This is a genomic window from Luteibacter sp. RCC_6_2, assembly GCF_041360655.1.
Classification (GTDB): Bacteria; Pseudomonadota; Gammaproteobacteria; order Xanthomonadales; family Rhodanobacteraceae; genus Luteibacter.
The window spans coordinates 1-22,077 of sequence record NZ_JBFUPQ010000024.1 but is presented as its reverse complement, the minus strand read 5'-3'; the positions used below and the strand labels follow the sequence as shown (position 1 = coordinate 22,077).

Below are 22,077 nucleotides of genomic sequence, written 5' to 3'. Positions count from 1 at the left end.
TCCATCGGCTTGCCGCACTCCGCTCTCACCTCCAAGCCTAGCCCTTCGGAAAGACACAAGCCGACCCTGTCGGCGATTCGGTTTTCGCTCTTGGTGGGAGCCGACCTCGTCGGCGATGGGTGCTTGCCTCAATCTGGCCCGCTGCCGCGGGATCGCCGACAAGGTCGGCTCCCACCAGAGCATGTCATCACCGACAAGCCGGCTCCCACCAGGGCAGGGATGTGACCCCTGTGGGAGCCGCTTCAGCGGCGATCCCGCCGCCATCTTCACCCGTTCTTCCCGGCAGCGGCCCTAACGTTCCCGCCATTCCTACCCACTCTCCCGAGGAGACAGGCAATGGCCAGCGGCAAGCCCTTCGTCAGCGATATCGAGAACATCCGCAAGCGTGCCCGCGAGCATATCGACCATGGCGCGGTCACCTCCGGATACCGCGCCGACCGCGAGACGGTGATCAAGCTGCTCAACGAGGCGTTGGCCACGGAGATCGTCTGCGTGCTGCGCTACAAGTATCACTACTACATGGCGCCGGGCATCCATTCACAAAGCGTCAAGGCCGAGTTCCTCGAGCACGCGAACCAGGAGCAGGCCCACGCCGACCGTATCGCGGAACGGATCACCCAGCTTGACGGCACGCCGAACTTCAACCCGGAAGGCCTGCTGTCGCGCAGCCACGCCGATTACGTCGAAGGCTCCACGCTGGTCGACATGATCAAGGAAGACCTCGTGGCCGAGCGCATCGCCATCGACAGCTATCGCGAGATCGTCCAGTACATCGGCGACGACGATCCGACCACCCGGCGCATCATGGAGGACATCCTCGCGCAGGAGGAAGAGCACGCCGAGGACATGGCCACCCTGCTGGAGAACCTCGGGGCCAAGGGCGAGCCGGCGGCGCCCTCGTCGCATTGACGGTAAGCTAGGCGCTCACGTTCGCGACGATAAGGATGACCCATGAATGCGACCGCCACGCCCGCGCCGGCCCGGCGCCGACGGAACCCCATCAGCATGGCGATCGCGGTGCTGGTCGCGATCCTCGTGCTGTTGATCCTCATCATGATGTGGTGGTGGGACAAGGAGCCCGAGCAGTTCGATCCGGTCACCGTCACCACCGCGCACATGAAGGACATCGGCCGCCCGTTGAGCACCGGCGCCGTCACCACGTACACGCTGATCCGCTCCGTGGACACCCTGCTCGACAAGCGCGGCGGCTACCTCAGCAACGACAAGCTGCCGCCCGGCGTGTTCATGGACAACATGCCCAACTGGGAATTCGGTTCGCTGGTCGCCTCGCGCGACCTGGCCCGTTCGCTGCGCAACGACTTCAGCCGTTCGCAGACGCAGTCCACCGAGGACAAGGACCTGGGTGAGGCCGACCCTCTGCTCAACAGCCCGAACGACCGGTGGTTGCTGCCGAGTTCGGAATCGCAGTATGCGAAGGCCACCGACGACCTGGAGAAATACCTGTCGCGCCTGTCGGACGCCGAGGATGCCAATGCGCATTTCTACGCGCGCGCCGACAACCTGGCCGATTACCTGCAGACGGTGTCCGCGCGGCTGGGTTCGCTGTCGCAACGGTTATCGGCGAGCGTCGGCCAGTTGAAGGTGGATGCGGCGCCGAACGCCGACGTGGGCGCCAACACGGGACCGGCCAAGGCGGTGTATGTGAAGACGCCCTGGAACAAGATCGACGACAACTTCTACGAAGCGCGCGGCTATACGTGGACCTTGCTGGAGCAGTTGAAGGCGATCCGCCACGATTTCGCCCCGATCCTGCGCAGCAAGAACGCGGACGCCAGCCTTCAGCAGGTGATCCGGGAGCTGGAGGAATCGCAGAAGGCGCTGGGCAGCCCGGTGGTGCTCAATGGCTCGCCGTTCGGGTTCTTCGCCAATCATTCGCTGGTGATGGCGAACTACATCTCGCGGGCGAACGCGGCGATCATCGACCTGCGCGGGTTGCTGGGGCGGGGGTGAGTTTGGCGCGGGTGAGTTTGCGGCGGGTGGTGGGTTGCGGCGAGCGGGCCGCGCTGCGCGCGGATCGCCGATAGAATCGGCTCCCACCAAAGCCTGCATCGCCGACAATCGGCTCCCACCAGAGCCTGCATCGCCGACAGGATTGGTGTCCACCAGACCTCGGATCGCCGATAGGATGAGTTCCCACCAAGGCCTGCGCAGGTCTTGGTGGGAGCCCACTATGTGGGAGCCGCTTCAGCGGCGATGGGTGCTAGCCAAACCCGCACAAACATGCCGAGTCCGGCAAGCACCCCACGCCACGGATCAGTTATCGATCTTGTACCGACCCATGCCCGACACGATCTCGGCCTTGGCCTCTTCGGCACCGACCCAGCCATCGATCTTGACCCACTTGCCCTTCTCCAGGTCCTTGTAGTGCTCGAAGAAGTGGCCGATGCGCTCCAGCCAGTGGCCCGAGACCTGCTTGATATCGCGGATGTGCGCGTAGCCCGCGAACACCTTCTCCACCGGCACCACGACGAGCTTCTCGTCCGCGCCGGCTTCGTCGGTCATCTTCAGCATGCCGACCGGATGGCAACGGATCACCGAGCCCGGCACCAGCGACAGGGGCAGGATCACCAGGGCGTCCAGCGGGTCGCCGTCGCCGCCGAGCGTGCCGGGGACGTAACCGTAGTTGCAGGGATAACGCATCGGCGTGGAGAGGATGCGATCGACGAAGATCGCGCCGCTCTGCTTGTCCACTTCGTACTTGACCGGCTCCGCATCCTTCGGGATTTCGATGATGACGTTGATTTCATCCGGCACGTTGCGACCGGCGGGAACGAGGTGCAGACCCATGGGATTCCTTGATTCTTCGGGGATAAGTCGGCCGGATAGGATACGGCCACCCCGCCCCGGGGGGAAACCCCAGGGCCAGGCGATCCCTTACTTCAGGTGTTCCCAGAGGTAGGTATAGGCCAGGGCGTTCATGAACGCCGACTGCTTGTTGTCCGCCGCGGCGCCGTGGCCGCCCTCGATGTTCTCGTACAGGCTGGCGTCGAAGCCCATGGCCTGCATGCGGGCGGCCATCTTGCGCGCATGGACCGGCCCCACGCGGTCGTCGCGGGTCGAGGTGGTGAACAGCACGGGCGGGTACTTGGTGCCCTTGTGCAGGTTGTGGTACGGCGAGAAGGTCTGGATGTACTTCCATTCCTCCGGCTTGTCCGGATCGCCGTATTCGGCCATCCAAGAGGCGCCGGCCGACATGTGCGGATAGCGCTTCATGTCCAGCAGGGCGACCTGGCTCACCACCGCCCCGTACAGCTGCGGATACCTGGTCAGCATGTTGCCTGCCAGCAGGCCGCCATTGCTGCCGCCCATCATGCCCAGGTGGCGCGGGCTGGTGATCTTCCGATCGATCAGGTCTTGCGACACGGCCGCGAAATCCTCGTAGGCCCGGGGGCGGTTCGCCTTCACCGCCGCCTGGTGCCAGCGCGGGCCGTACTCGCCGCCACCGCGGATATTGGCGACGACATAGACGCCGCCCTTTTCCAGCCATGCGCGGCCGACACCGGCCGAATACATCGGTTGCAGGGGGATTTCGAAGCCGCCGTAGCCGTAGACCAGGGTCGGGTTGTTGCCGTCGGCCTTCATCGCCTTCGGAGCGATCTCGAAATAGGGCACCTTGGTGCCGTCCTTGGAGGTGGCGAAATGCTGGCTCACGACGAAGCGCGAGGCATCGAAGAACGCCGGACTGTGCTTGATCGCCTCGCGCTCGCCCTTGCCCAGCGTGCCGTAGTAGAGCGTGGTGGGCTGCAGGTAGCCGGAGACGGTGAGGAAGTACTCGTCGCTCTCGTCGGCGTCGATGCCGCCGGCCTGCATCGTACTCAGCGCCGGCGCGCCGCTCAGTGTTTCACTCTTCCATGCCCCCGTATCGGCTGGCGTCAGGACCTGGATCTGGCTGACGACATCGCGCATCAGGTTGAGGATCAGGTGATGGCGGGTCCACGAGTGGCCCGACAGCGAGGTGTGCTCGTCAGGCATGAACAGCACCGTGATCTCGCGCTTGCCAGCCATGTAGTCGTCGAACTTCGCCGCCAGCAACGAGCCGGACGGATAGGTCTTGCCACCCACGGTCCAGGGGGTGCGCAGCTCGATCAGCAGCCATTCGCGTTCGACGTCGGTTTCGGCGTCGGTCGGTACGTCGATTTTCGTAAGCTTGCCGTCCTTGCCGCGCAGGAAGGTTTCCGAGTTGTAGAACTCGAGCGCTCGCTGCACGAAATCACGTTCGAAGCCGGGCGTGCGGTCGTGGTAAGCCCAGATCGACATATCGGTCGGCTTGCCCTCGTACACCGTCGTAGCGGAAGAGAGCGGGGTACCGCGTTTCCACTCCTTCACGATGCGCGGATAGCTCGATGTCGTCATGGAGCCGGGGCCGAAGTCCGTGGCGACGTAGATGTGGTCGTCGTCGATCCACGCGACCTGGCTCTTCGCCTCGGGCAGGGTGAATCCACCTTCGACGAAGGTCTTCGTCGACAGGTCGAACTCGCGCACCACGTCGGCGTCCGCGCCACCGCGCGAGAGCGAGACGAGGCAGCGGCGATAGTCGGGCTTGAGGCACTGCGCGCTGTGCCATACCCAGTTTTCCTTTTCGGAGGCGGCGAGCGCGTCGAGATCGATCACGGTTTCCCAGGCGGGCTTGTCCTTGCGGTACTCGGCCAGTGTCGTCCGCCGCCACAGGCCCTTCGGGTGCTGCTTGTCGCGCCAGAAGTTGTAGAAGTGGTCGCCGATCTTCGAGACCATCGGGATCTTCGCATCCGAATCGAGTACCTCGAGGATGCGCGCGTCGAGGGTCTTGAAATCCTCGCCTTCCGCGTACTTGGCGACGGTCTCGGCGTTGCGCGCCTTGACCCATTCCAGCGGCTTGGCGCCGTCGATGTCGTCGAGCCAGAGGTTTTCATCATCGGCGCCGGCTTCGATGGCGGGCGCGGCGGTCTTGGGTGTTTCGTGGGCTTGGGTCATGCCACTGAAGGTAAGGGCGATGGCCAGCGCAATCCAGCGTCGATGCATGGGTCGATAGTCCTTGGGGGCGAAGGCCGACATTAGCGCAGCGGCGATGCCATGGGCGCCATGACTTCCTACCTATCCCGGGATCTGCCCATCCTGGGATGGCATATCCGTCGAGCCGCTTCCCCGTGGGAGCCGCTGCACTGTGGGAGCCGCTTCAGCGGCGATGGGTGCTTGCGATGAACTGGCCCGCTGCCGCGGGATCGCCGACAAGTCGGCTCCCACCAGGGTGAGGCAAGCCCGGCTCCCACCAGGCTTGCCTCGCCCTGGTGGGAGCCGACCCTGTCGGCGATGCTCCTGAAGCCGGTGCACCCCTGAAGCAGCAGACGACGCCTAAAGCAACGGAATCAACAACAACGCCACGATATTGATGATCTTGATCAACGGATTCACCGCCGGTCCCGCCGTGTCCTTGTACGGATCGCCCACGGTATCGCCGGTGACCGCCGCCTTGTGCGCATCGGAACCCTTGCCGCCGAAGTGGCCGTCCTCGATGTACTTCTTGGCGTTGTCCCAGGCGCCGCCGCCCGTGGTCATCGAGATGGCCACGAACAAGCCGGTGACGATCGTGCCGATCAGCACGCCGCCCAGCGCCTGCGCGCCGGCCTCGGGGCCGCCCAACCACTTGAAGCCGAAGATCACCACCACGGGCACCAGCACCGGCAACAATGACGGAATCAGCATCTCGCGGATCGCCGATCGGGTGAGCAGGTCCACGGCCCGCGAGTAATCGGGCTTGGTCGTGCCTTCCATGATCCCGGCGATCTCGCGGAACTGGCGGCGTACCTCCTCGACGACCGAACCGGCGGCACGGCCGACCGCTTCCATCGCCATGGCGGCGAACAGGTAAGGGATCAGGCCGCCGATCAACAGGCCGATGATCACGTAGTGGTTGGACAAGTCGAAGCGCACCTCGGTACCGCCGAAATGCAGGTTCAGGTTGTGCGTGTAGTCGGCGAACAGCACCAGGGCGGCGAGGCCCGCCGAACCGATCGCATAGCCCTTGGTCACCGCCTTGGTCGTGTTGCCCACGGCATCCAGCGGATCGGTCACGCCGCGCACCTCGGCGGGAAGTTCGGCCATCTCGGCGATGCCGCCCGCGTTGTCGGTGATCGGTCCGTAGGCATCCAGCGCCACGATCATCCCGGTCATGCTCAGCATGGCCGTGGCCGCGATGGCGATGCCATAGAGGCCGGCCAGCGCGAAGGCTCCCCAGATCGCCGCGCACACCGCGAGCACCGGCAGCGCGGTGGATTTCATCGAAACGCCGAGCCCGGCGATGATGTTGGTCGCGTGGCCGGTGGTCGAGGATTGCGCCACGTGGCGTACCGGCCGGAATTCGGTCGCGGTGTAGTACTCGGTGATCACCACCATGGCGCCGGTAAGCACCAGGCCGATGATCGCGCAGCCGTAGATGCGGCCCGGGCCGAACGCGGCATCGGCCATCAACGACTGGGTGATCGGCCAGAACGCGACCGCCGCCAGCACGGCGGAAACGGCCACGCCGGCATAAAGGGCGTTCATGATCTTGCCGCCGCGGATCTTCACGAAGAACGTGCCGATGACCGAGGCCACGATCGAGGCGCCGCCGAGCACCAATGGGTAGAGCACGCCCGAGGGACCGACCTCCGTCGCCATCACGCCGCCCAGCAACATCGTGGCGATCAGGGTCACCGCGTAGGTTTCGAAGAGGTCGGCGGCCATGCCGGCGCAATCGCCGACGTTGTCGCCGACGTTGTCCGCGATGACCGCCGGATTGCGCGGGTCGTCCTCGGGAATGCCGGCCTCGACCTTGCCCACGAGATCCGCGCCCACGTCGGCGCCCTTGGTGAAGATGCCGCCACCCAGGCGCGCGAAGATCGAGATCAATGAGGACCCGAAGGCCAGGCCCACCAGCGAATGCAGGACATGCGTGCGCTCGTAGCCCATGTGGGTGAGCACGCCGTAATAGCCGGCCACGCCGAGCAGGCCAAGGCCGACCACCAGCATGCCGGTGACGGCGCCGCCACGGAAGGCCACGGCGAGGGCAGAAGAAAGGCCGCTTCTGGCGGCCTCGGCGGTACGTACGTTGGCGCGAACGGACACGTTCATGCCGATGTAGCCGGCCGCCCCCGAGAGCACCGCCCCCAGCGCGAAGCCGATCGCGGTCCCCCAGTCGAGGAAGATGCCGATGAGTAGGAAAAGCACGATGCCGACGACGCCGATGGTGGCGTATTGGCGGTTGAGGTAAGCGCGGGCGCCTTCCTGGATCGCCGCGGCGATCTCCTGCATTCGTTCGTTGCCCGGCGACCTGGCCAAGACCCAACTGACCGAAAACGCACCGTACAGAATCGCAACGACCGCACATGCCAGCGCGATCCATAAACCGTACTGCTGCAGCATCGAAGCCTCCCCGAATTGTGGGAGCCCAACATGGGGCCCGATCCGAGTATAGGCAGGGGAGGCGGGGGAAGGTGTTGTGCGCTGCGGCGTAGGTGCCGCAGCGCACGTCCGGATTACCGCGTGGCGATATCCAGGATGATGCCGGTGGCGATGGCCACGAGCAGGTATTGATCGCTGTCGTCGTCGCGGACCCAGTGATAACCGCGTGGCGGCTCGCGCAGATGGCGCACGCGGTAGTCGTTCACGATGATGACGCGGCCGTCGTAGCGATGACCGCGCTGCCAGCTGCGTGCATGCGGCGGCGGCCCGCGGTGGTTGCCGCGGTCGTCGTGCCAGTCGCGGCGATCGTCATGGCGATCGTCACGATCGTCGTGCCTGTCGTCGCGGCGGTCCTGTCCCGGCGGGCCACCACGCGGAGGGTCCAGGGCGAACGCAGGCGCGATCGCACCCAGGGCGGCGATGCAGAACACTAGTTTGCCGAACGATTTCATGATTCGTGTCTCCCGTTAACGCGTGGCGATGTCGAAGATGATGCCCGTCGCGATCGCGACCAGGAGGAAATCGTTGTTCTCGCGGACCCAGTGGTAGCCGCGCGGCGGGGGACGCAGGCGATAGCTGCCGTAGTCGTACACGACCACGTTGCGTCCGTAGTAGCGGTGCCCGCGCTCCCAATGGCCGTAGTAACGCGGCGGTGGCGGCCGGTGGTAATAGACCGGGCGGTGGTCATAACGGTGGTCGTAGCCGTGGCCGTAATAACGCGGCGGCGGACGATGCCCGCGCCAGTCGTTGTCGTGGCGCCAGCCGCGGTCGTCGTGACGGCGGTCGTAGCCGTGGCGGTCGCGATCACGGCCGTGGTCGCGGTCGCCGCGCCCATGGTCGTCGGCGAATGCCGCCGTGGTGGTGGCCAGCGCGAGGACGGCGAACGCGGTACGCAGCATCGTTTTCATCATAGGTCTCCCAGGACGATCGTCACCCCGCGGGTCACCGCGGCCGATCGACGATTCGGATGCTAGGCAGCGTTGGCTGAACGCGAAGTCCTACGAATTGAAAGATTCAGGAAAGTGTTCATTGCCGCGACAGCTATTGAACTGGTGCGTTCAGGAAATCGAGCCCGGGCGGAATTCCAGGCTCAGGTTTTCCGGGCGTTCCGGCAGGTGGAGTGCCGTTCTCCGTTCAGGCGTCCGGGCCAGGATGCGTCCCCCGCGCACCACCAGCAGGCGGTTCGCCTTGAGCCGGATGGCCTCGTAGGCGTCGCCGGCCTGCAAGAGCACGAGGTCGGCGCGGTTTCCCGGCACGATGCCGTATCCCTCCAGGCCGAGCACCTGCGCCGCGTTGGCGGTCACGGCGGCGAAGGCCCGCGCCACGCCCGTGGTGGACGTCATTTGCGCCACGTGCAGGCCCATGTGCGCCACGTCGAGCATGTCGGCGGAGCCCATGCCGTACCAGGGGTCCATGACGCAGTCGTGGCCGAAGGCGACGTTCACGCCCGCATCCATGAGCTCGGGCACGCGGGTCATGCCGCGCCGTTTCGGGTATGTGTCGTGCCGGCCTTGCAGGGTGATGTTGATGAGTGGATTGGCGATCGCGTGCACGCCGGCTTCCGCGATGAGCGGCAGCAGCTTCGACACGTAGTAGTTGTCCATCGAATGCATCGAGGTGAGGTGCGAGCCCGTCACCCGCCCCTGCAAGCCCGTGCGGATGGTTTCGGCGGCCAGTGTCTCGATGTGTCGCGACAAAGGGTCGTCGGACTCGTCGCAATGCATGTCCACGCGCAGGCCGCGTTCGGCCGCCAGTTCGCACAACCAGCGGATGGAGGCCGCGCCGTCGGCCATCGTTCGTTCGAAGTGCGGTATGCCGCCGACCACCTCCACGCCCATGTCCAGCGCGCGCACGAGGTTCGCCTTCGCATGGGACGAACGCAGCAGGCCGTCCTGCGGGAAAGCCACCAGTTCGAGGTGCAGGTAGGGAGCGACCCGGCGCTTCACTTCGAGCAACGCCTCGACCGCCAGCAGGCGATCGTCGCAGACGTCCACATGGCTGCGAATCGCGAGCAGCCCCTGCGCCACGGCCATGTCGCAATAGGCCATCGCGCGATCGACCAGCGCATGCTGGGTGAGGTCGGGTTTCAGTTCGCCCCACAGCGCGATGCCTTCGAGCAAGGTGCCCGAGGCGTTCAGGCGCGGCAGGCCGAGCGAGAGCGTGGCATCCATGTGGAAGTGCGCGTCGACGAAGGGTGGCGCGACGAGCCGGCCCCGTGCGTCGACCTCTTCGGTGCCCTTCGCCGGCAGGCCTGGCTGGATCGCCGCGAAACGGCCGTCCACGATCCCGATGTCGACGTCCGTGCGGCCGTCGGGAAGGTTGGCGTGGCGGATGATGAGGTCCATGGCGGGTCCGGGAAGAATGACGCTTCATGATAGCGGCCGCTTTGGCCCTGGACATCGCCGACAGGGTCGGCTGGATCGGCTCCCACCGGGTGGCCTGGCGGTTCATTGGTATGCACTGGTCCTTGCTGGCGCCGTCACGTATCGCGCACCGCGACGGCGAGAGGCTCCCGCTCGGACACGGGGCAAGCCGCTCCGGTGCGTTGCCGAGGATGGAGGCCATGGTCGACAAGCAGCCCACGATTCCGAAAAAGAAGATCACGCCTTTGCAGAAGGCCGCCGCCGAGGCGCCGCGAGGCAGCATCACGGCCTTGCGCAAGCAGGCGCGTGAGTGCCGGGCGTGCGATCTGTGGAAGCCGGCGACGCAGACGGTCTTCGGCGAGGGGTCGGCGCATGCGCGGATCGTGGTGATCGGCGAACAGCCTGGCGACCAGGAAGACCTGGCCGGCAAGCCGTTCGTCGGTCCGGCAGGCAAGTTGTTCGATCGTGCGCTGGAGGCGGCAGGCATCGAACGTGGCGCGCTCTACGTCACCAACGCCGTGAAACACTTCAAGTTCGAACCGCGGGGGAAGGTGCGCTTGCACAAGCGGGCGAACGCGGAAGAACAGGCGGCATGCCGGCCGTGGCTCGCGGCGGAGATCGACCGCATCGATCCGAAAGGCATCGTATGCCTGGGTGCGATGGCGGCGCAGGCGGTGTTCGGGTCATCGTTCCGGCTGATGGCCGAACGTGGGCGCTGGATAGAACTGGCGGATGGCCGCCGTGGATTGGCCACGGTGCATCCGTCATACCTGCTGCGCTTGCCGGGACATGAGGCGCGCGAGCAGGGCTTCGCTGATTTCGTGCGCGACCTCAAGCAATTGCAGGAGGTGCTGGGCTAGGCGCCCTGGTGGGAGCCGACCCTGTCGGCGATCCCGCGGCAGCGGGCCAGTCCACCGCAAGCACCCATCGCCGCTGAAGCGGCTCCCACAATGGGCGCGCGACTATCCGATCGCGAACTTCTTCAACTTCCTCGGCACCGCCGCATTCTTCAGCGTCACATACACCGGCAGGCCATCGGCGCCATACGGGGGGGGGGCCTCGCCCTGGATCAGCGGCGCCAGGTAACGGCGCGCCGCCGCGGTGATGCCGAAACCATCCTTCGAGATGAAGTTCTTCGGCATCTTCTTCTCATGGTTGGCGATCTTGTCCAGCGGCGCCGCCTCGATCTTCCACTTGTACGGCTCGTCCGACGTGCGCACGATCACCGGCATGACGGCGTTGAGTCCTTCCGCCGCGTATTCCACCGCCTTCTTGCCCACGGCATAGGCTTGTTCGAGGTCGGTCTTGGAAGCGACGTGCCGCGCCGAACGCTGCAGGTAGTCGGGCAGGGCCCAGTGGTACTTGTAGCCCAGCTTCTCGCGCACCAGCGCGGCCAGTACCGGCGCGGCGCCGCCCAGTTGCGCATGGCCGAACGCGTCGCGCGCGCCGGACTCGGCGAGGAACTGGCCCTCCTTGTTCTTGACGCCTTCCGACACGACGACGGTGCAATAGCCGACCTTTTCCACCGTGGCCTTGACCTTGGCCAGGAATGCTTCCGGATCGAACACGTTCTCCGGGAACAGGATGACGTGCGGCGGATCGCCCGGCGACGAACCGGCGAGTCCCGCGGCCGCGGCGATCCAGCCCGCATGGCGGCCCATCACCTCGATGATGAAGACCTTGGTGGAGGTATCCATCATGGAGGCGACATCGAGGCTGGCCTCGCGCACGGCGATCGCCGTGTACTTGGCGACCGAGCCGAAGCCCGGGCAGGTATCGGTCACCACCAGGTCGTTGTCGATCGTCTTCGGCACGCCGATGCAGTTCACCTCGTAGCCGAGTGCCTGGCCGATCTTCGACACCTTGTTGGCGGTATCCGCCGAATCGTTGCCGCCGTTGTAGAGGAAGGTGCGGATGTCGTGCGCCTTGAAGACCTCGATCAGGCGTTCGTACTCCGCGCGGTTCTCCTCCAGCGACTTCAGCTTGTAGCGGCAGGAGCCGAAGGCGCCGCCCGGCGTGTGCTTGAGCGCGGCGATGTTGGCCTTGGCTTCCTTCGAGGTGTCGATGAGTTCCTCGCGCAGCGCGCCGAGGATGCCGTTGCGCGCGGCATACACCACGATGCCCTTGTCCCGGGCCGTCTCGATCACGCCCGCGGCGGTGGCATTGATCACGGCGGAGACACCGCCCGACTGGGCGTAGAGGAGTTTGCCGGCGGCCATGCTTCGCATCCTTCTGGTGAGGCGGGAAGCGCAGGGTAACGCGCCCGGCGTCACGGTGGCTTGAACGGGGCCAGTATTTCAGCCGTTTGACGCGGCGGCGCCGCTGCCGTTACCTTGAGACCCATTTTCTCGTGTCCGGCGGCGGGTTTGCCCCGTGCGTCCGACGAAACGGAGCATCAATGCGACTCGTGCTATTCGGCGCCCCCGGTTCCGGCAAGGGTACCCAGGCCACCCGCCTCAAGGAACGCCTCGGCGTACCGCACATCTCCACCGGCGACCTGTTGCGCGCGGAGATCAAGGCCGGCACCGAACTGGGCCTCAAGGCCAAGGGCCTCATGGACGCCGGCCAGCTGCTGCCCGACGACATCATGCTCGGCATCATCGAGCACCGCCTGGGCGAGCCCGACGCGAAGCCGGGCTTCATCCTCGACGGCTACCCGCGCAACCTGGCCCAGGCCGACGCGCTCGATACCGTGCTGGCGCGGATCGGTCAGCCGCTGGATGTCGTGGTGAAGCTCGACGTGCCCGATTCGGCCATCATCGATCGTTGCGAGGTGCGTTTCGAGAAGGAAGGCCGCCCGGACGACAACCCGGACACGGTCAAGCGGCGCCTCGGCATCTACGCCGACCAGACCGCTCCGGTGGCCGACTTCTACAAGCAGCGCGGCAAGCTGCAGGTGGTCGACGGCGTCGGCGAGCTCGACGAGGTGACCCAGCGCGTGCTGGACGTACTGCCCGGTGGCGTCAAGGCCGCCAGCGCCTGATCCCCTCTGGTCCGCCGGCCTGGCCGGCGGATCTCCGCGGTGCCTTCGCGCCGCGCCAAGACGAGCCTCCTCATGCGCGTCCATATCCTCGGTATCTGCGGCACCTTCATGGGCGGCGTGGCCGCGCTCGCACGCGAACTCGGCCTCACCGTCGAAGGTTCCGACGCCAACGTCTACCCGCCCATGAGCACCCAGCTCCAGGATCTCGGCATCGCCCTGATGCAGGGCTACAAGGCGGAACACCTGCAGCCGGCGCCCGACCTGGTCGTGGTCGGCAACGCCATGACGCGTGGCAATCCCGCCGTGGAATACATGCTCGACGAGGGCCTGCGCTACATCTCCGGGCCGCAGTGGCTGGGTGAGACCCTGCTCGGCGGTCGCGAGGTGCTGGCCGTGGCCGGCACGCATGGCAAGACCACGACGACCAGCCTGCTGGCGCACCTGCTCGAGTCCGCCGGCCTGTCGCCGGGCTTCCTGATCGGCGGCGTGCCGGGCAACTTCGACGTCTCGGCACGGCGTGGCGAGGGCAAGCCCTTCGTGATCGAGGCCGACGAATACGATTCGGCCTTTTTCGACAAGCGCTCGAAGTTCGTCCATTACCGGCCGCGCATCGCGATCCTCAACAACCTCGAATACGACCACGCGGATATCTTCCCCGACGTGGCGGCGATCCAGCGCCAGTTCCACCACCTGGTGCGCACCGTCCCGGGCAATGGCCGCCTGATCGTCAACGCCGAGGACGCCTATCTGGCCGAGGTGCTGGCGATGGGGGCGTGGACGCCGGTGGAAACCTTCGGCATCGATGCCGGCGACTGGCGCGCCGAACTGCTGTCCGCCGACGGCTCGCATTTCCGCGTGCACCGCGCCGGCATGCCGTTGGGCGAAGTTCGCTGGGAATCGCTGGGCCGGCATAACGTCATGAACGCGCTGGCCGCGCTCGCCGCGGCGACGGCGGCCGGTGCCGATCCCGTCGCGCTGCTGCCGGCTTTCGGCGGTTTCGCGAGCGTGAAGCGGCGCATGGAACTCATCGGCACGACGCGTGGCGTGACCGTGTACGACGACTTCGCCCACCATCCGACGGCCATCGCCACGACGCTGGCGGGCCTGCGGGCGAAGGTCGGCGGCGCGCGCATCCTCGTGGCGCTGGAACCGCGTTCGAACTCGATGCGGCTCGGCGCGCATGCCGAGGCGCTGGCGCCTTCGCTGGCCGATGCGGACCGCGTGGTCTTCCTGCACCGCCCCGAGCTTGCCTGGGATGCGGGGAAGGTGACCGCGGCGCTCGATGGCCGCGGCGCCACCGCGCCCACCGTGGATGGCCTGGTCGCCGCGCTCGCCGCGGAAGCACGCGAAGGCGACCACGTGGTGTTCATGTCCAATGGCGGCTTCGAAGGAGCACCGCGGCGCTTCTTCGCGGCGCTGGACGCAGGTTAGACTCACGGGCATGGCCGCGACCACGCCCGCCCTCGACCTTCCGCTGTTTCCCCTGTCGAACGTCCTCTTTCCGGGCGGTCACCTGCAATTGCGCATCTTCGAGCCGCGCTACATCGACCTGGTGCGCGAATGCGCGCGCACCGGCCGGGCCTTCGGCGTGTGCATGATCCTCGAAGGCCGCGAGGCGGGGCAGCCCGCCGTCCCCGCCGCCGTGGGCACGCTGGCCACGATCACCGATTTCCACACCCGTGAGGACGGCCTGCTCGGCATCGTCGCCGAGGGCGGGCGGCGCTTCCGGGTCATGCGCACGCGCGTGCGTTCGGACGGCCAGGTGCGCGGCGATATCGCCACCTGGCAGGACGAGGAAACCATTCCCTTGCCGGCCGAGTTCGGCTTGCTGGCGACCATCCTGGAGCGTCTCTCCGAGCAGATGTCGCCGCCATGGCGCAACGACGTGGCGTCGAAGGCCGACGACGCGAGCTGGGTGGGCTTCCGCCTGTCCGAACTGCTGCCGCTGGACCCGGACGAGTGCCAGCACATGCTGGAGCTTGCCGATCCCCTGCAACGCCTTGCCGAACTGCGCGATATCCTTCCGCGTTTCCAACGTGCATGAGGCATCGGCCATGACGACGCTCGCCGGCAAGACGCTGTTCATCACCGGGGCATCGCGCGGCATCGGGCTCGCGATCGCCCTGCGCGCCGCGCGCGACGGCGCCAATGTCGTCATCGCGGCGAAGAGCAACGTGCCCAACCCGCGCTTGCCGGGCACCATCCACACCGCCGCCGCCGAGATCGAGGCAGCCGGTGGTGTCGCCCTGCCGCTCAAGGTCGACATCCGCGAGGAAGCCGAAGTGCGCATGGCGGCCGCCACCGCCGCGGAACGCTTCGGCGGGATCGACATCCTGGTGAACAACGCCAGCGCGATCTGGCTGGCCGGCGTGGAGGACACGCCGATGAAGCGTTTCGACCTCATGCACGAGGTGAACACGCGCGGTACCTTCCTCGCGACGCAGGCTTGCCTGCCGTTCCTGAAGGAAGCGGCGAATCCGCACGTGTTGATGCTTTCGCCGCCACCGAGCATCGATCCGAGGTGGTACGCGCCTCACGTGGCGTACACCATCGCGAAGTTCGGCATGAGTCACTGCGTGCTCGGCATGGCGCCGGAATTCGCCCCGATGGGCATCGCGGTGAACGCGTTGTGGCCACGAACGGTGATCGCGACCGCCGCCATCGCCATGCTCGGCGATACGGTACGTCCTGAAAATTGCCGTACGCCCGGGATCGTGGCCGACGCGGCCCACGCGATCCTCACGAAACCGTCACGGGACTTCACCGGGCGTTTCTGCATCGACGAGGACGTGTTGCGCGAGGAAGGCGTGCACGACTTCGATCGCTACGCCGTGGTGCCAGGCAACCCGCTGCTGCCCGACCTGTTCCTCTAGCGGCAACGGCTAGCCCGTTTGGCGTATGGCCGCTTTCGGCAAGCGGGTATACCGTCGATCCCGGTCGCCCATGCTTGGACAAGGGCGGCAAAGTGGGGCTTGCCGGCCTGCAGGGGTGCCGGCGGCGGGTCCGAGGATGAGCCCGCGAAGCCGACAGCAGGCCACGAGACGGGTGAGGAGCAGGCATGTCGCGCGGGGAATCGACGGGACGTTGCGTCGTTTGGATAGGCAGACCGAGCGTCGAGGAACACTTCGGGCTGATCCGGGCAGGCTGGCGAACGCTGGTCGCCGACCCGGCGCGCGAGGATGCCGGATCGCCGGAATGCGGCGACGCCGCCATCGCGGTGGTGGACCTGCGTGCCAGTGCGCAAGCGGCCGTGCGTGTCCTCGCCGGTTTGCGTGAATCGCATCCGGGCATGGTCTGGATCGGCCTGACCAGCGCGCGGACGCCCATGCGAGACCCTTCCGTTCGTCATGTATTGCCGCAGGCGTTCGAGATCATCGACGGCCCTTCGTCGTTCAGCGCGTTGCGCCGCGCGCTCGCCCGCGTTCCCGGCGATGGCATGGCGCATGTCGACGACCAGCCCAGCATGCTGACCGGCAGCAGCCCGGCCATCCGCGCGCTGTCGCAGAACATCCGCAAGTTCGCGCCCGTGGAATTGCCCTTGCTGATCACCGGCGAGACCGGTACCGGCAAGGAAATGGCCGCGCGCGCCTTGCACCAGATTTCCTCGCGCAGCGACCGGCCGTTCGCGGCGATCAATTGCGGCGCCTTGCCGGCCAACCTCGTGCAGTCGGAGTTGTTCGGTCACGAGCGAGGGGCTTTCACGGGGGCCACCGCGCGGCGTATCGGCCACTTCGAATCCGCCGACGGCGGCATCGTCTTCCTGGACGAGATCGGCGACCTGCCGCTGGATGCGCAGACCAACCTGCTGCGCGTGTTGCAGGAGGGAACGATCGAGCGGATCGGCAGTTGCCAGTCGATCAAGGTGGACGTGCGCGTGCTCGCCGCGACGCACGTGGACCTGGAAAAGGCGGTGGCGCAGGGGCGCTTCCGCGAGGACCTGTTCTACCGCCTCAACGTGCTGCGCCTGCGCATGCCGCCGCTTCGCGAGCGCCAGGGCGACATCGAATTGCTGGCCCAGCATTTCCTCGACGCCTTCCGCGAGAGTTATGGAACGCGGGCCCGCGCGTTCAGTGCGAACGCGCGCAAGGCGATGAACGGATTCGCGTGGCCCGGCAACGTGCGCGAGTTGATGAACCGCGTGCAGCGCGCGGCGGTGATCGCCGAGGATGCGCTGATCACGCCGGAGGACCTGGAGTTGAGCCTGGACACGACCGCTGGCGATCGCGACAGCCTCGGTAGCGCACGTACCTCGGCCGAGCGCGAGGCGATCGTCGATTGCCTGCGCGCGAGCGCCTTCAACATCAGCGAATGCGCGCGCCGCCTGCGCGTTTCCCGCGTCACCGTCTATCGGCTTTGCAAGAAGCATCAACTGGCCCTCGATCAGTTGCGTTGACCACCCTGGTTCCACCCGCCGCGGAAAAGAAAACTCCCGGTCCTCGGGAGGACCGGGAGTTCCCATTCGTTCGTCCGGCTTGGCAGGGTCGTCGGGCGAGCGAACCACGCGGCTTCACAGGGCCTTGCCCCTGAAGGGCAGCAAGCGCCGTGCCACCGTGTCGATGCTTTGATTCGCAAGGAATTTTTTGCGACGGCCCGGACGCCGGCCGTTCAGCCGGTGTAGCGACGTGTAACACGCCGTTGCAAGGGAGACACACGTCGCACGTTGTCGGCGCGCCCACCGCCTTATACGATGCGTTTTCACGCGCGTGCATGCGCATCCATCCTGCATGGGCCCCGGTGCCGCGCCTGGGGCCAGGAGTCCGTTCCGATGTCGTCGCATCCTGTCGATCCCTCCGATCTCCTCGGCCTGGGCAAGCGTTACTGGCTGCCCGTCTACCGTCCGCGCGATGTCGTGCTCGACCACGGCAAGGGCGCGCGGGTATGGGACACGCAGGGTCGTGATTACCTGGATTTCGGGGCCGGTATCGCGGTGAACTCGCTCGGTCACCAGGACCCCGATCTCCTCGAGGCGCTGGTCGCCCAGGCGCAGAAGCTCTGGCACGCCAGCAATGTCTTCTATTCCGAGCCGCCGTTGCGCCTGGCGCAGGAACTGGTCGACCACGCGCCGTTCGCCGAGCGTGTTTTCCTGTGCAATTCCGGCGCCGAGGCGAACGAGGCCGCGATCAAGCTGGTGCGCAAGTGGGCGGCCTCGCAGGGGCGTACCCCCGAAGAGCGGGTGATCGTCACCTTCAAGGGCTCGTTCCACGGACGCACGCTCGCCACGGTCACCGCGACCGCGCAGCCGAAATACCAGGAAGGCTACGAGCCGTTGCCCGGCGGCTTCCGCTATGTGCCGTTCAACGACCCGGCGGCACTGGAAGAAGCGTTCGCCCAGGGTGGCGTCGCCGCCGTCATGCTCGAGCCGGTGCAAGGCGAGGGCGGCGTGATGCCGGCCGCGCCGGGCTTCCTGAAGAAGGTGCGCGAGCTGTGCGACGAGCACGGCGCGCTGATGGTGCTCGACGAGATCCAGTGCGGCATGGGCCGCACTGGCACGCTGTTCGCGCATAGCCACGACCACGTCACCCCCGACATCGTCACGCTGGCCAAGGCGCTCGGTGGCGGCTTCCCCATCGGCGCGATGCTGGCGGGACCGAAGGTGGCCGAGGTGATGCAGTTCGGTGCCCACGGCACGACCTTCGGCGGCAATCCCATGGGCGCGGCGGTGGCGCGCGTGGCCCTGGCCAAGATCGCCTCGCCTACCGTGCTGCTCAACGTGGAGCGCCAGTCCAACGACATCCGCAAGGGCCTCGACAAGCTCAACCACGAGTTCCAGCTGTTCTCGGAAGTGCGTGGCCGCGGCCTGATGCTGGGCGCCGTCCTCGATGCCTCATACAAGGGCCGCGCCGGCGAGATACTGGATATCGCCGCCGCCCACGGCCTGCTGATCCTCCAGGCCGGGCCGGACGTGCTGCGTATCGTGCCCCCGCTGACGATCACGGACGAAGAAGTGGCCGAGGGCCTGAAACGCCTGCACGCCACCCTGGCCGAGTTCGCGAAGGAAGCGAAGGTCGCCTGATCGAACCGGAGCCGACTCCGCCCTGGTGGGAGCCGACCTTGTCGGCGATCCCGCGGCAGCGGGCCAGTTGCGCCAAGCATTTGTGGGAGCCGACTCCGTCGGCGATCCCGCGGCAGCGGGCCAGGGTGCGGCAAGCACCCATCGCCGCTGAAGCGGCTCCCACAGTGAAGCTGGGTTGCGTTACAGCGTGGCGAACGTCGCGGTAGCCGCGTCGATCGTCGCCTCGATTTCCGCGTCGCCATGCGCGCTCGACACGAATCCCGCCTCGAACGCCGACGGCGCGAGATACACGCCGCGTTCGAGCATGCCGTGGAAGAAGCGGTTGAAGGCCGCCACATCCGCCGCGGTGGCCTGCGCATAGCTTTCCACCGTCTCGTTCGTGAAGAACAAGCCGAACATCGCGCCGACACGGTTCACGCTGAAAGGAATGCCGGCCTTGCGCGCCGCTCCCAGGATGCCGTCGGTGAGCCGCACGGTGCGTGCGGTGAGGTCGTCGTGGAAACCCGGTGCCTGGATCAGCTGGAGCATCGCCAGGCCGGCGGCCATGGCGACCGGATTCCCCGACAAGGTACCCGCCTGGTAGATCGGGCCCGAGGGGGCGATCTGCTGCATCAGGTCGCGGCGACCGCCATAGGCACCGACCGGCATGCCGCCACCGATGATCTTGCCGAAGCAGGTCAGGTCAGGGGTGATGCCATAGTGGGCCTGGGCCCCGCCCAGGGCGACGCGAAAGCCCGTCATCACTTCGTCGAAGATCAGCAGCGCGCCGTGCTGCGTGCACAACTCCCGCAGCGCGGCGAGATAACCGTCTTTCGGCGGAATGCAGTTCATGTTGCCGGCGACCGGCTCGATGATCAGGCCGGCGATGTCGCCACCGTGCTCGGCGAACAGTTCCCGTGCCGCCTCGATGTCGTTGTACGGAAGCGTGAGGGTGAGGTCGGCCGCGGCCTTGGGCACGCCCGGCGAAGTCGGCACGCCGAAGGTGAGGGCGCCCGAGCCGGCCTTCACGAGGAAACTGTCCCCATGGCCGTGGTAGCAGCCTTCGAACTTCACGATCTTGCTGCGGCCGGTGGCGCCACGGGCCAGGCGGATCGCCGACATCGTCGCTTCGGTGCCGGAGTTCACCATGCGGACCATGTCCACCGAGGGAATCAGCGAAACGATCGTCTCGGCCATCGTCACTTCGGCGGCGCAGGGCGTGCCGAAGGACAAGCCATCGAGCACCGCCCGCTGGACCGCCTCGCGCACCGCGGGATGGTTGTGCCCGACGATCATCGGGCCCCACGACCCCACGTAGTCGATGTAGCGCTTGCCTTCCACGTCCCAGAGATACGCGCCGTCGGCGCGCGCGGTGAAGAACGGTTCGCCGCCGACCGACTTGAAGGCGCGCACGGGCGAATTGACGCCGCCGGGCAGCAGTTGTCGGGCGCGGTCGAAGAGTTCGTGGTTCGTGGTCATCGAATGATTCCGGGGCGGGGGTCGAAAAGGTCGGCGAAACGGCGTGTCGCCGTCTGGATATCCGGCGCGGCGAAGATGGCGGAGACCACGGCGATGTAGTTGGCGCCCGCGTCGATCACGGCCTGTGCATTGTCGACGCTGATCCCGCCGATCGCCACGACCGGAAGGCCCAGTGAGCGTGCCTGCGTCAATACGTCGTGCGGAGCGACTGGCGCGTGGGGCTTGGTCGTGGAGGGATACATCGCGCCAAAAGCCAGGTAATCGGCGCCTTCGGCGGCTAGTTGGCGGGCGCGTTCGATGGAGCCATAGCAGGAAACGCCGATGATCGCGTCCGGGCCGAGCACGTCGCGCGCGTCGGCGATGGAAACGTCTTCACGACCCAGGTGAACGCCGCCGCCGGTCTCGTGGGCGAGTGCGACGTCGTCGTTGACGATGAAGGGCACGCCATAGCGGGCACAGATGCGTGAAATCTCGTCGGCTTCGGAGCGGCGCCGATCGGTATCGGCCGTCTTGTCACGGTACTGCAAGAGGCGCGCGCCACCCGCGAGGGCGGCTTCCACGGCGGCGAAGAGGTCGTCGCGGGGGCCGTCGGTGATGGCGTAGACGCCCTTGCCGCTGAGTGGGGATCGGAGGAGGGATGTCATGGGATTCCTTTGGGGATGTGACAGAATGTGGGACTTTCCCGTTCCACGACAGTACGCAAAACCATGAGCCAGAGCACCGAAACCACCCTTCGCAAATGGATGTGCGTCGTTTGCGGCTTCATCTACGACGAAGCCCTGGGGCTGCCGGACGAGGGCATCGAGCCGGGCACGCGCTGGGAAGACATCCCCGACACCTGGACCTGCCCGGATTGCGGCGTGACCAAGGACGACTTCGAGATGGTCGAGCTGGACTGACGTCGCCACCGCGCAGCATCAAGGGATGGGGCTGACATCTTTTCGCCCCATTTCGCCAGCGTCAGCGCAGAAAAACCTGCTTCCATAGTCCCAAGGCCGCGCAAGGTGGCCGATCCGTGGAGGAAGCGGTCATGCAGCGATTCATTCCCTTCGACGACCAGTGGGACGAGCTTGCCGGCATCGATCCGGCGGCGCTCGTTCCTTATCACGTGGGTGTTCCGTGCCAGCACGGCCTTTCGCCGGATCAGCGGATGGTGCCGGGCTCGCCTTCGACCGTCAGTGGTTCGCCCAGCTTCAGTCCCAGCTTGCCCGCGGTGCCCGCCGGCAATTCCAGGACATAGCGCGCGCTGCCGTCGCTGGGATAGATGGCGCACGGATCGGCCTTGCAGGGCTGCGCGTTGAGCTGCATCGAGACCAGCTTGCGCTCCTTGTCGAAATACAGGATGTCGAGCGGGATGAGCGTGTTCTTCATCCAGAAGGCGCGCGGCTGTTCGTCGGTGAAGATGAACAGCATGCTGTGATCGGCCGCGAGCGACGTGCGATTCATCAATCCCAGCTCGCGCGACGCATCGTCCGTGGCGAATTCGGTCGAGAATCGCTTTCCGTGCAGCGTCACGGAAGGCTCCGTGGCGGCATGTGCGCCGAGGGAGAGCAGGAGCAGGGCGGCAGGTAGGAACCGCTTCATCATCGCCATACCTTATTAGTGTGAAGTGAGTCCGCGGAGTCTACCGCGCGAGTATTTTTCGAAAAGATGTCGAGACCCCCTTCACAGGGCTTCGGGCTCAGCCTATACTTTCAATCCCTCGCGACGAAAGCCTCCCATGCGAAGGGTTCCGCTCCGCTAACCACCTCGAAAAAAAGCATCACGAGGGTGTTGACGGAAAGGAAAAACGATATAGAATGGGCGGCTCACCTCGGGACGAA

20 protein-coding genes are annotated in these 22,077 nt (G+C 66.4%); 10 read left to right on the top strand and 10 right to left on the bottom strand.

Going from position 1 to position 22,077, the window contains the following annotated elements; translation table 11 throughout:
* Window positions 1–336: 336 nt before the first annotated feature.
* The gene (locus tag AB6730_RS18565; RefSeq protein WP_371025074.1) at window positions 337–909 is read left to right on the top strand and encodes a bacterioferritin; all 573 of its coding nucleotides are present in this window, start codon (window positions 337–339) and stop codon (window positions 907–909) included.
* 42 nt (window positions 910–951) lie between these two features.
* Entirely contained in the window at window positions 952–1,971 is a 1,020-nt protein-coding gene (locus tag AB6730_RS18560; RefSeq protein WP_371025073.1) for a DUF2333 family protein, read from the top strand.
* A 303-nt stretch (window positions 1,972–2,274) separates the two neighbouring features.
* On the opposite strand, the gene ppa is transcribed toward AB6730_RS18560, so the two are convergent.
* The 6 genes from ppa to AB6730_RS18530 form a co-directional block, all read right to left on the bottom strand.
* Entirely contained in the window at window positions 2,275–2,808 is a 534-nt protein-coding gene (gene ppa, locus AB6730_RS18555; RefSeq protein WP_371025072.1) for an inorganic diphosphatase, read from the bottom strand.
* A gap of 87 nt (window positions 2,809–2,895) precedes the next feature.
* Window positions 2,896–5,019, bottom strand: coding sequence for a prolyl oligopeptidase family protein (locus AB6730_RS18550; protein WP_371025071.1), 2,124 nt, complete (start codon window positions 5,017–5,019; stop codon window positions 2,896–2,898).
* Window positions 5,020–5,349: 330 nt separating this feature from the next.
* Window positions 5,350–7,398, bottom strand: a complete 2,049-nt coding sequence (locus tag AB6730_RS18545; protein ID WP_371025070.1) for a sodium-translocating pyrophosphatase — start codon at window positions 7,396–7,398, stop codon at window positions 5,350–5,352.
* Between the two features lie 113 nt (window positions 7,399–7,511).
* Window positions 7,512–7,889: an RcnB family protein gene (locus AB6730_RS18540; RefSeq protein ID WP_371025069.1), complete on the bottom strand. Its 378-nt coding sequence runs from the start codon at window positions 7,887–7,889 to the stop codon at window positions 7,512–7,514.
* 15 nt (window positions 7,890–7,904) lie between these two features.
* Entirely contained in the window at window positions 7,905–8,345 is a 441-nt protein-coding gene (locus AB6730_RS18535; RefSeq protein ID WP_371025068.1) for an RcnB family protein, read from the bottom strand.
* A 150-nt stretch (window positions 8,346–8,495) separates the two neighbouring features.
* Window positions 8,496–9,782: an amidohydrolase family protein gene (locus AB6730_RS18530; protein WP_371025067.1), complete on the bottom strand. Its 1,287-nt coding sequence runs from the start codon at window positions 9,780–9,782 to the stop codon at window positions 8,496–8,498.
* 26 nt (window positions 9,783–9,808) lie between these two features.
* Between AB6730_RS18530 and AB6730_RS18525 the strand changes: the two genes are divergently transcribed.
* Complete coding sequence (locus AB6730_RS18525) at window positions 9,809–10,660, top strand: UdgX family uracil-DNA binding protein (RefSeq protein WP_371025066.1); 852 nt, start codon at window positions 9,809–9,811, stop codon at window positions 10,658–10,660.
* A gap of 102 nt (window positions 10,661–10,762) precedes the next feature.
* Here AB6730_RS18525 and AB6730_RS18520 read toward each other — a convergent pair whose 3' ends face one another.
* The gene (locus AB6730_RS18520) at window positions 10,763–12,019 is read right to left on the bottom strand and encodes a 6-phosphofructokinase (protein ID WP_371025065.1); all 1,257 of its coding nucleotides are present in this window, start codon (window positions 12,017–12,019) and stop codon (window positions 10,763–10,765) included.
* A gap of 179 nt (window positions 12,020–12,198) precedes the next feature.
* On the opposite strand from AB6730_RS18520, the gene AB6730_RS18515 reads away from it, so the two are divergent.
* The 6 genes from AB6730_RS18515 (at window position 12,199) to AB6730_RS18490 (ending at window position 18,796) form a co-directional block, all read left to right on the top strand.
* Window positions 12,199–12,783 (top strand): adenylate kinase, encoded by a 585-nt coding sequence (locus AB6730_RS18515; RefSeq protein WP_371025064.1) that lies wholly within the window; start codon window positions 12,199–12,201, stop codon window positions 12,781–12,783.
* 72 nt (window positions 12,784–12,855) lie between these two features.
* A complete protein-coding gene (gene mpl / locus AB6730_RS18510) occupies window positions 12,856–14,214 on the top strand; it encodes a UDP-N-acetylmuramate:L-alanyl-gamma-D-glutamyl-meso-diaminopimelate ligase (RefSeq protein ID WP_371025063.1) in 1,359 nt (452 codons plus the stop codon).
* A gap of 10 nt (window positions 14,215–14,224) precedes the next feature.
* The gene (locus AB6730_RS18505) at window positions 14,225–14,827 is read left to right on the top strand and encodes an LON peptidase substrate-binding domain-containing protein (protein WP_371025062.1); all 603 of its coding nucleotides are present in this window, start codon (window positions 14,225–14,227) and stop codon (window positions 14,825–14,827) included.
* A 10-nt stretch (window positions 14,828–14,837) separates the two neighbouring features.
* Entirely contained in the window at window positions 14,838–15,656 is an 819-nt protein-coding gene (locus AB6730_RS18500; protein ID WP_371025061.1) for an SDR family oxidoreductase, read from the top strand.
* A gap of 185 nt (window positions 15,657–15,841) precedes the next feature.
* Window positions 15,842–17,176, top strand: a complete 1,335-nt coding sequence (locus tag AB6730_RS18495) for a sigma-54 interaction domain-containing protein (RefSeq protein ID WP_371025060.1) — start codon at window positions 15,842–15,844, stop codon at window positions 17,174–17,176.
* Window positions 17,177–17,548: 372 nt separating this feature from the next.
* Complete coding sequence (locus AB6730_RS18490; RefSeq protein WP_371025059.1) at window positions 17,549–18,796, top strand: acetylornithine/succinylornithine family transaminase; 1,248 nt, start codon at window positions 17,549–17,551, stop codon at window positions 18,794–18,796.
* A gap of 180 nt (window positions 18,797–18,976) precedes the next feature.
* Here the strand turns inward: AB6730_RS18490 and hemL are convergent, their stop codons facing one another.
* Window positions 18,977–20,254: a glutamate-1-semialdehyde 2,1-aminomutase gene (hemL, locus tag AB6730_RS18485; RefSeq protein ID WP_371025058.1), complete on the bottom strand. Its 1,278-nt coding sequence runs from the start codon at window positions 20,252–20,254 to the stop codon at window positions 18,977–18,979.
* Window positions 20,251–20,898 (bottom strand): thiamine phosphate synthase, encoded by a 648-nt coding sequence (gene thiE / locus AB6730_RS18480; RefSeq protein WP_371025057.1) that lies wholly within the window; start codon window positions 20,896–20,898, stop codon window positions 20,251–20,253. Before thiE ends, hemL begins: the two co-directional genes overlap by 4 nt.
* 63 nt (window positions 20,899–20,961) lie before the next feature.
* Here thiE and AB6730_RS18475 point away from each other — a divergent pair, with 63 nt between their 5' ends.
* The gene (locus AB6730_RS18475; RefSeq protein ID WP_036116149.1) at window positions 20,962–21,153 is read left to right on the top strand and encodes a rubredoxin; all 192 of its coding nucleotides are present in this window, start codon (window positions 20,962–20,964) and stop codon (window positions 21,151–21,153) included.
* 244 nt (window positions 21,154–21,397) lie between these two features.
* Here the strand turns inward: AB6730_RS18475 and AB6730_RS18470 are convergent, their stop codons facing one another.
* The gene (locus AB6730_RS18470; RefSeq protein WP_371025056.1) at window positions 21,398–21,847 is read right to left on the bottom strand and encodes a DUF192 domain-containing protein; all 450 of its coding nucleotides are present in this window, start codon (window positions 21,845–21,847) and stop codon (window positions 21,398–21,400) included.
* Window positions 21,848–22,077 lie beyond the last annotated feature (230 nt).

Coding starts and splice junctions, on each gene's coding strand:
- ppa (WP_371025072.1), bottom strand. CDS start 2,808: ATGGGTCTGCACCTCGTTCCCGCCGGTCGCAACGTGCCGGATGAAATC.
- AB6730_RS18515 (WP_371025064.1), top strand. CDS start 12,199: ATGCGACTCGTGCTATTCGGCGCCCCCGGTTCCGGCAAGGGTACCCAG.
- AB6730_RS18550 (WP_371025071.1), bottom strand. CDS start 5,019: ATGCATCGACGCTGGATTGCGCTGGCCATCGCCCTTACCTTCAGTGGC.
- AB6730_RS18520 (WP_371025065.1), bottom strand. CDS start 12,019: ATGGCCGCCGGCAAACTCCTCTACGCCCAGTCGGGCGGTGTCTCCGCC.
- AB6730_RS18495 (WP_371025060.1), top strand. CDS start 15,842: ATGTCGCGCGGGGAATCGACGGGACGTTGCGTCGTTTGGATAGGCAGA.
- AB6730_RS18530 (WP_371025067.1), bottom strand. CDS start 9,782: ATGGACCTCATCATCCGCCACGCCAACCTTCCCGACGGCCGCACGGAC.
- AB6730_RS18500 (WP_371025061.1), top strand. CDS start 14,838: ATGACGACGCTCGCCGGCAAGACGCTGTTCATCACCGGGGCATCGCGC.
- AB6730_RS18505 (WP_371025062.1), top strand. CDS start 14,225: ATGGCCGCGACCACGCCCGCCCTCGACCTTCCGCTGTTTCCCCTGTCG.
- AB6730_RS18525 (WP_371025066.1), top strand. CDS start 9,809: ATGATAGCGGCCGCTTTGGCCCTGGACATCGCCGACAGGGTCGGCTGG.
- AB6730_RS18470 (WP_371025056.1), bottom strand. CDS start 21,847: ATGGCGATGATGAAGCGGTTCCTACCTGCCGCCCTGCTCCTGCTCTCC.
- AB6730_RS18540 (WP_371025069.1), bottom strand. CDS start 7,889: ATGAAATCGTTCGGCAAACTAGTGTTCTGCATCGCCGCCCTGGGTGCG.
- AB6730_RS18490 (WP_371025059.1), top strand. CDS start 17,549: ATGTCGTCGCATCCTGTCGATCCCTCCGATCTCCTCGGCCTGGGCAAG.
- thiE (WP_371025057.1), bottom strand. CDS start 20,898: ATGACATCCCTCCTCCGATCCCCACTCAGCGGCAAGGGCGTCTACGCC.
- AB6730_RS18475 (WP_036116149.1), top strand. CDS start 20,962: ATGAGCCAGAGCACCGAAACCACCCTTCGCAAATGGATGTGCGTCGTT.
- mpl (WP_371025063.1), top strand. CDS start 12,856: ATGCGCGTCCATATCCTCGGTATCTGCGGCACCTTCATGGGCGGCGTG.
- hemL (WP_371025058.1), bottom strand. CDS start 20,254: ATGACCACGAACCACGAACTCTTCGACCGCGCCCGACAACTGCTGCCC.
- AB6730_RS18535 (WP_371025068.1), bottom strand. CDS start 8,345: ATGAAAACGATGCTGCGTACCGCGTTCGCCGTCCTCGCGCTGGCCACC.
- AB6730_RS18565 (WP_371025074.1), top strand. CDS start 337: ATGGCCAGCGGCAAGCCCTTCGTCAGCGATATCGAGAACATCCGCAAG.
- AB6730_RS18545 (WP_371025070.1), bottom strand. CDS start 7,398: ATGCTGCAGCAGTACGGTTTATGGATCGCGCTGGCATGTGCGGTCGTT.
- AB6730_RS18560 (WP_371025073.1), top strand. CDS start 952: ATGAATGCGACCGCCACGCCCGCGCCGGCCCGGCGCCGACGGAACCCC.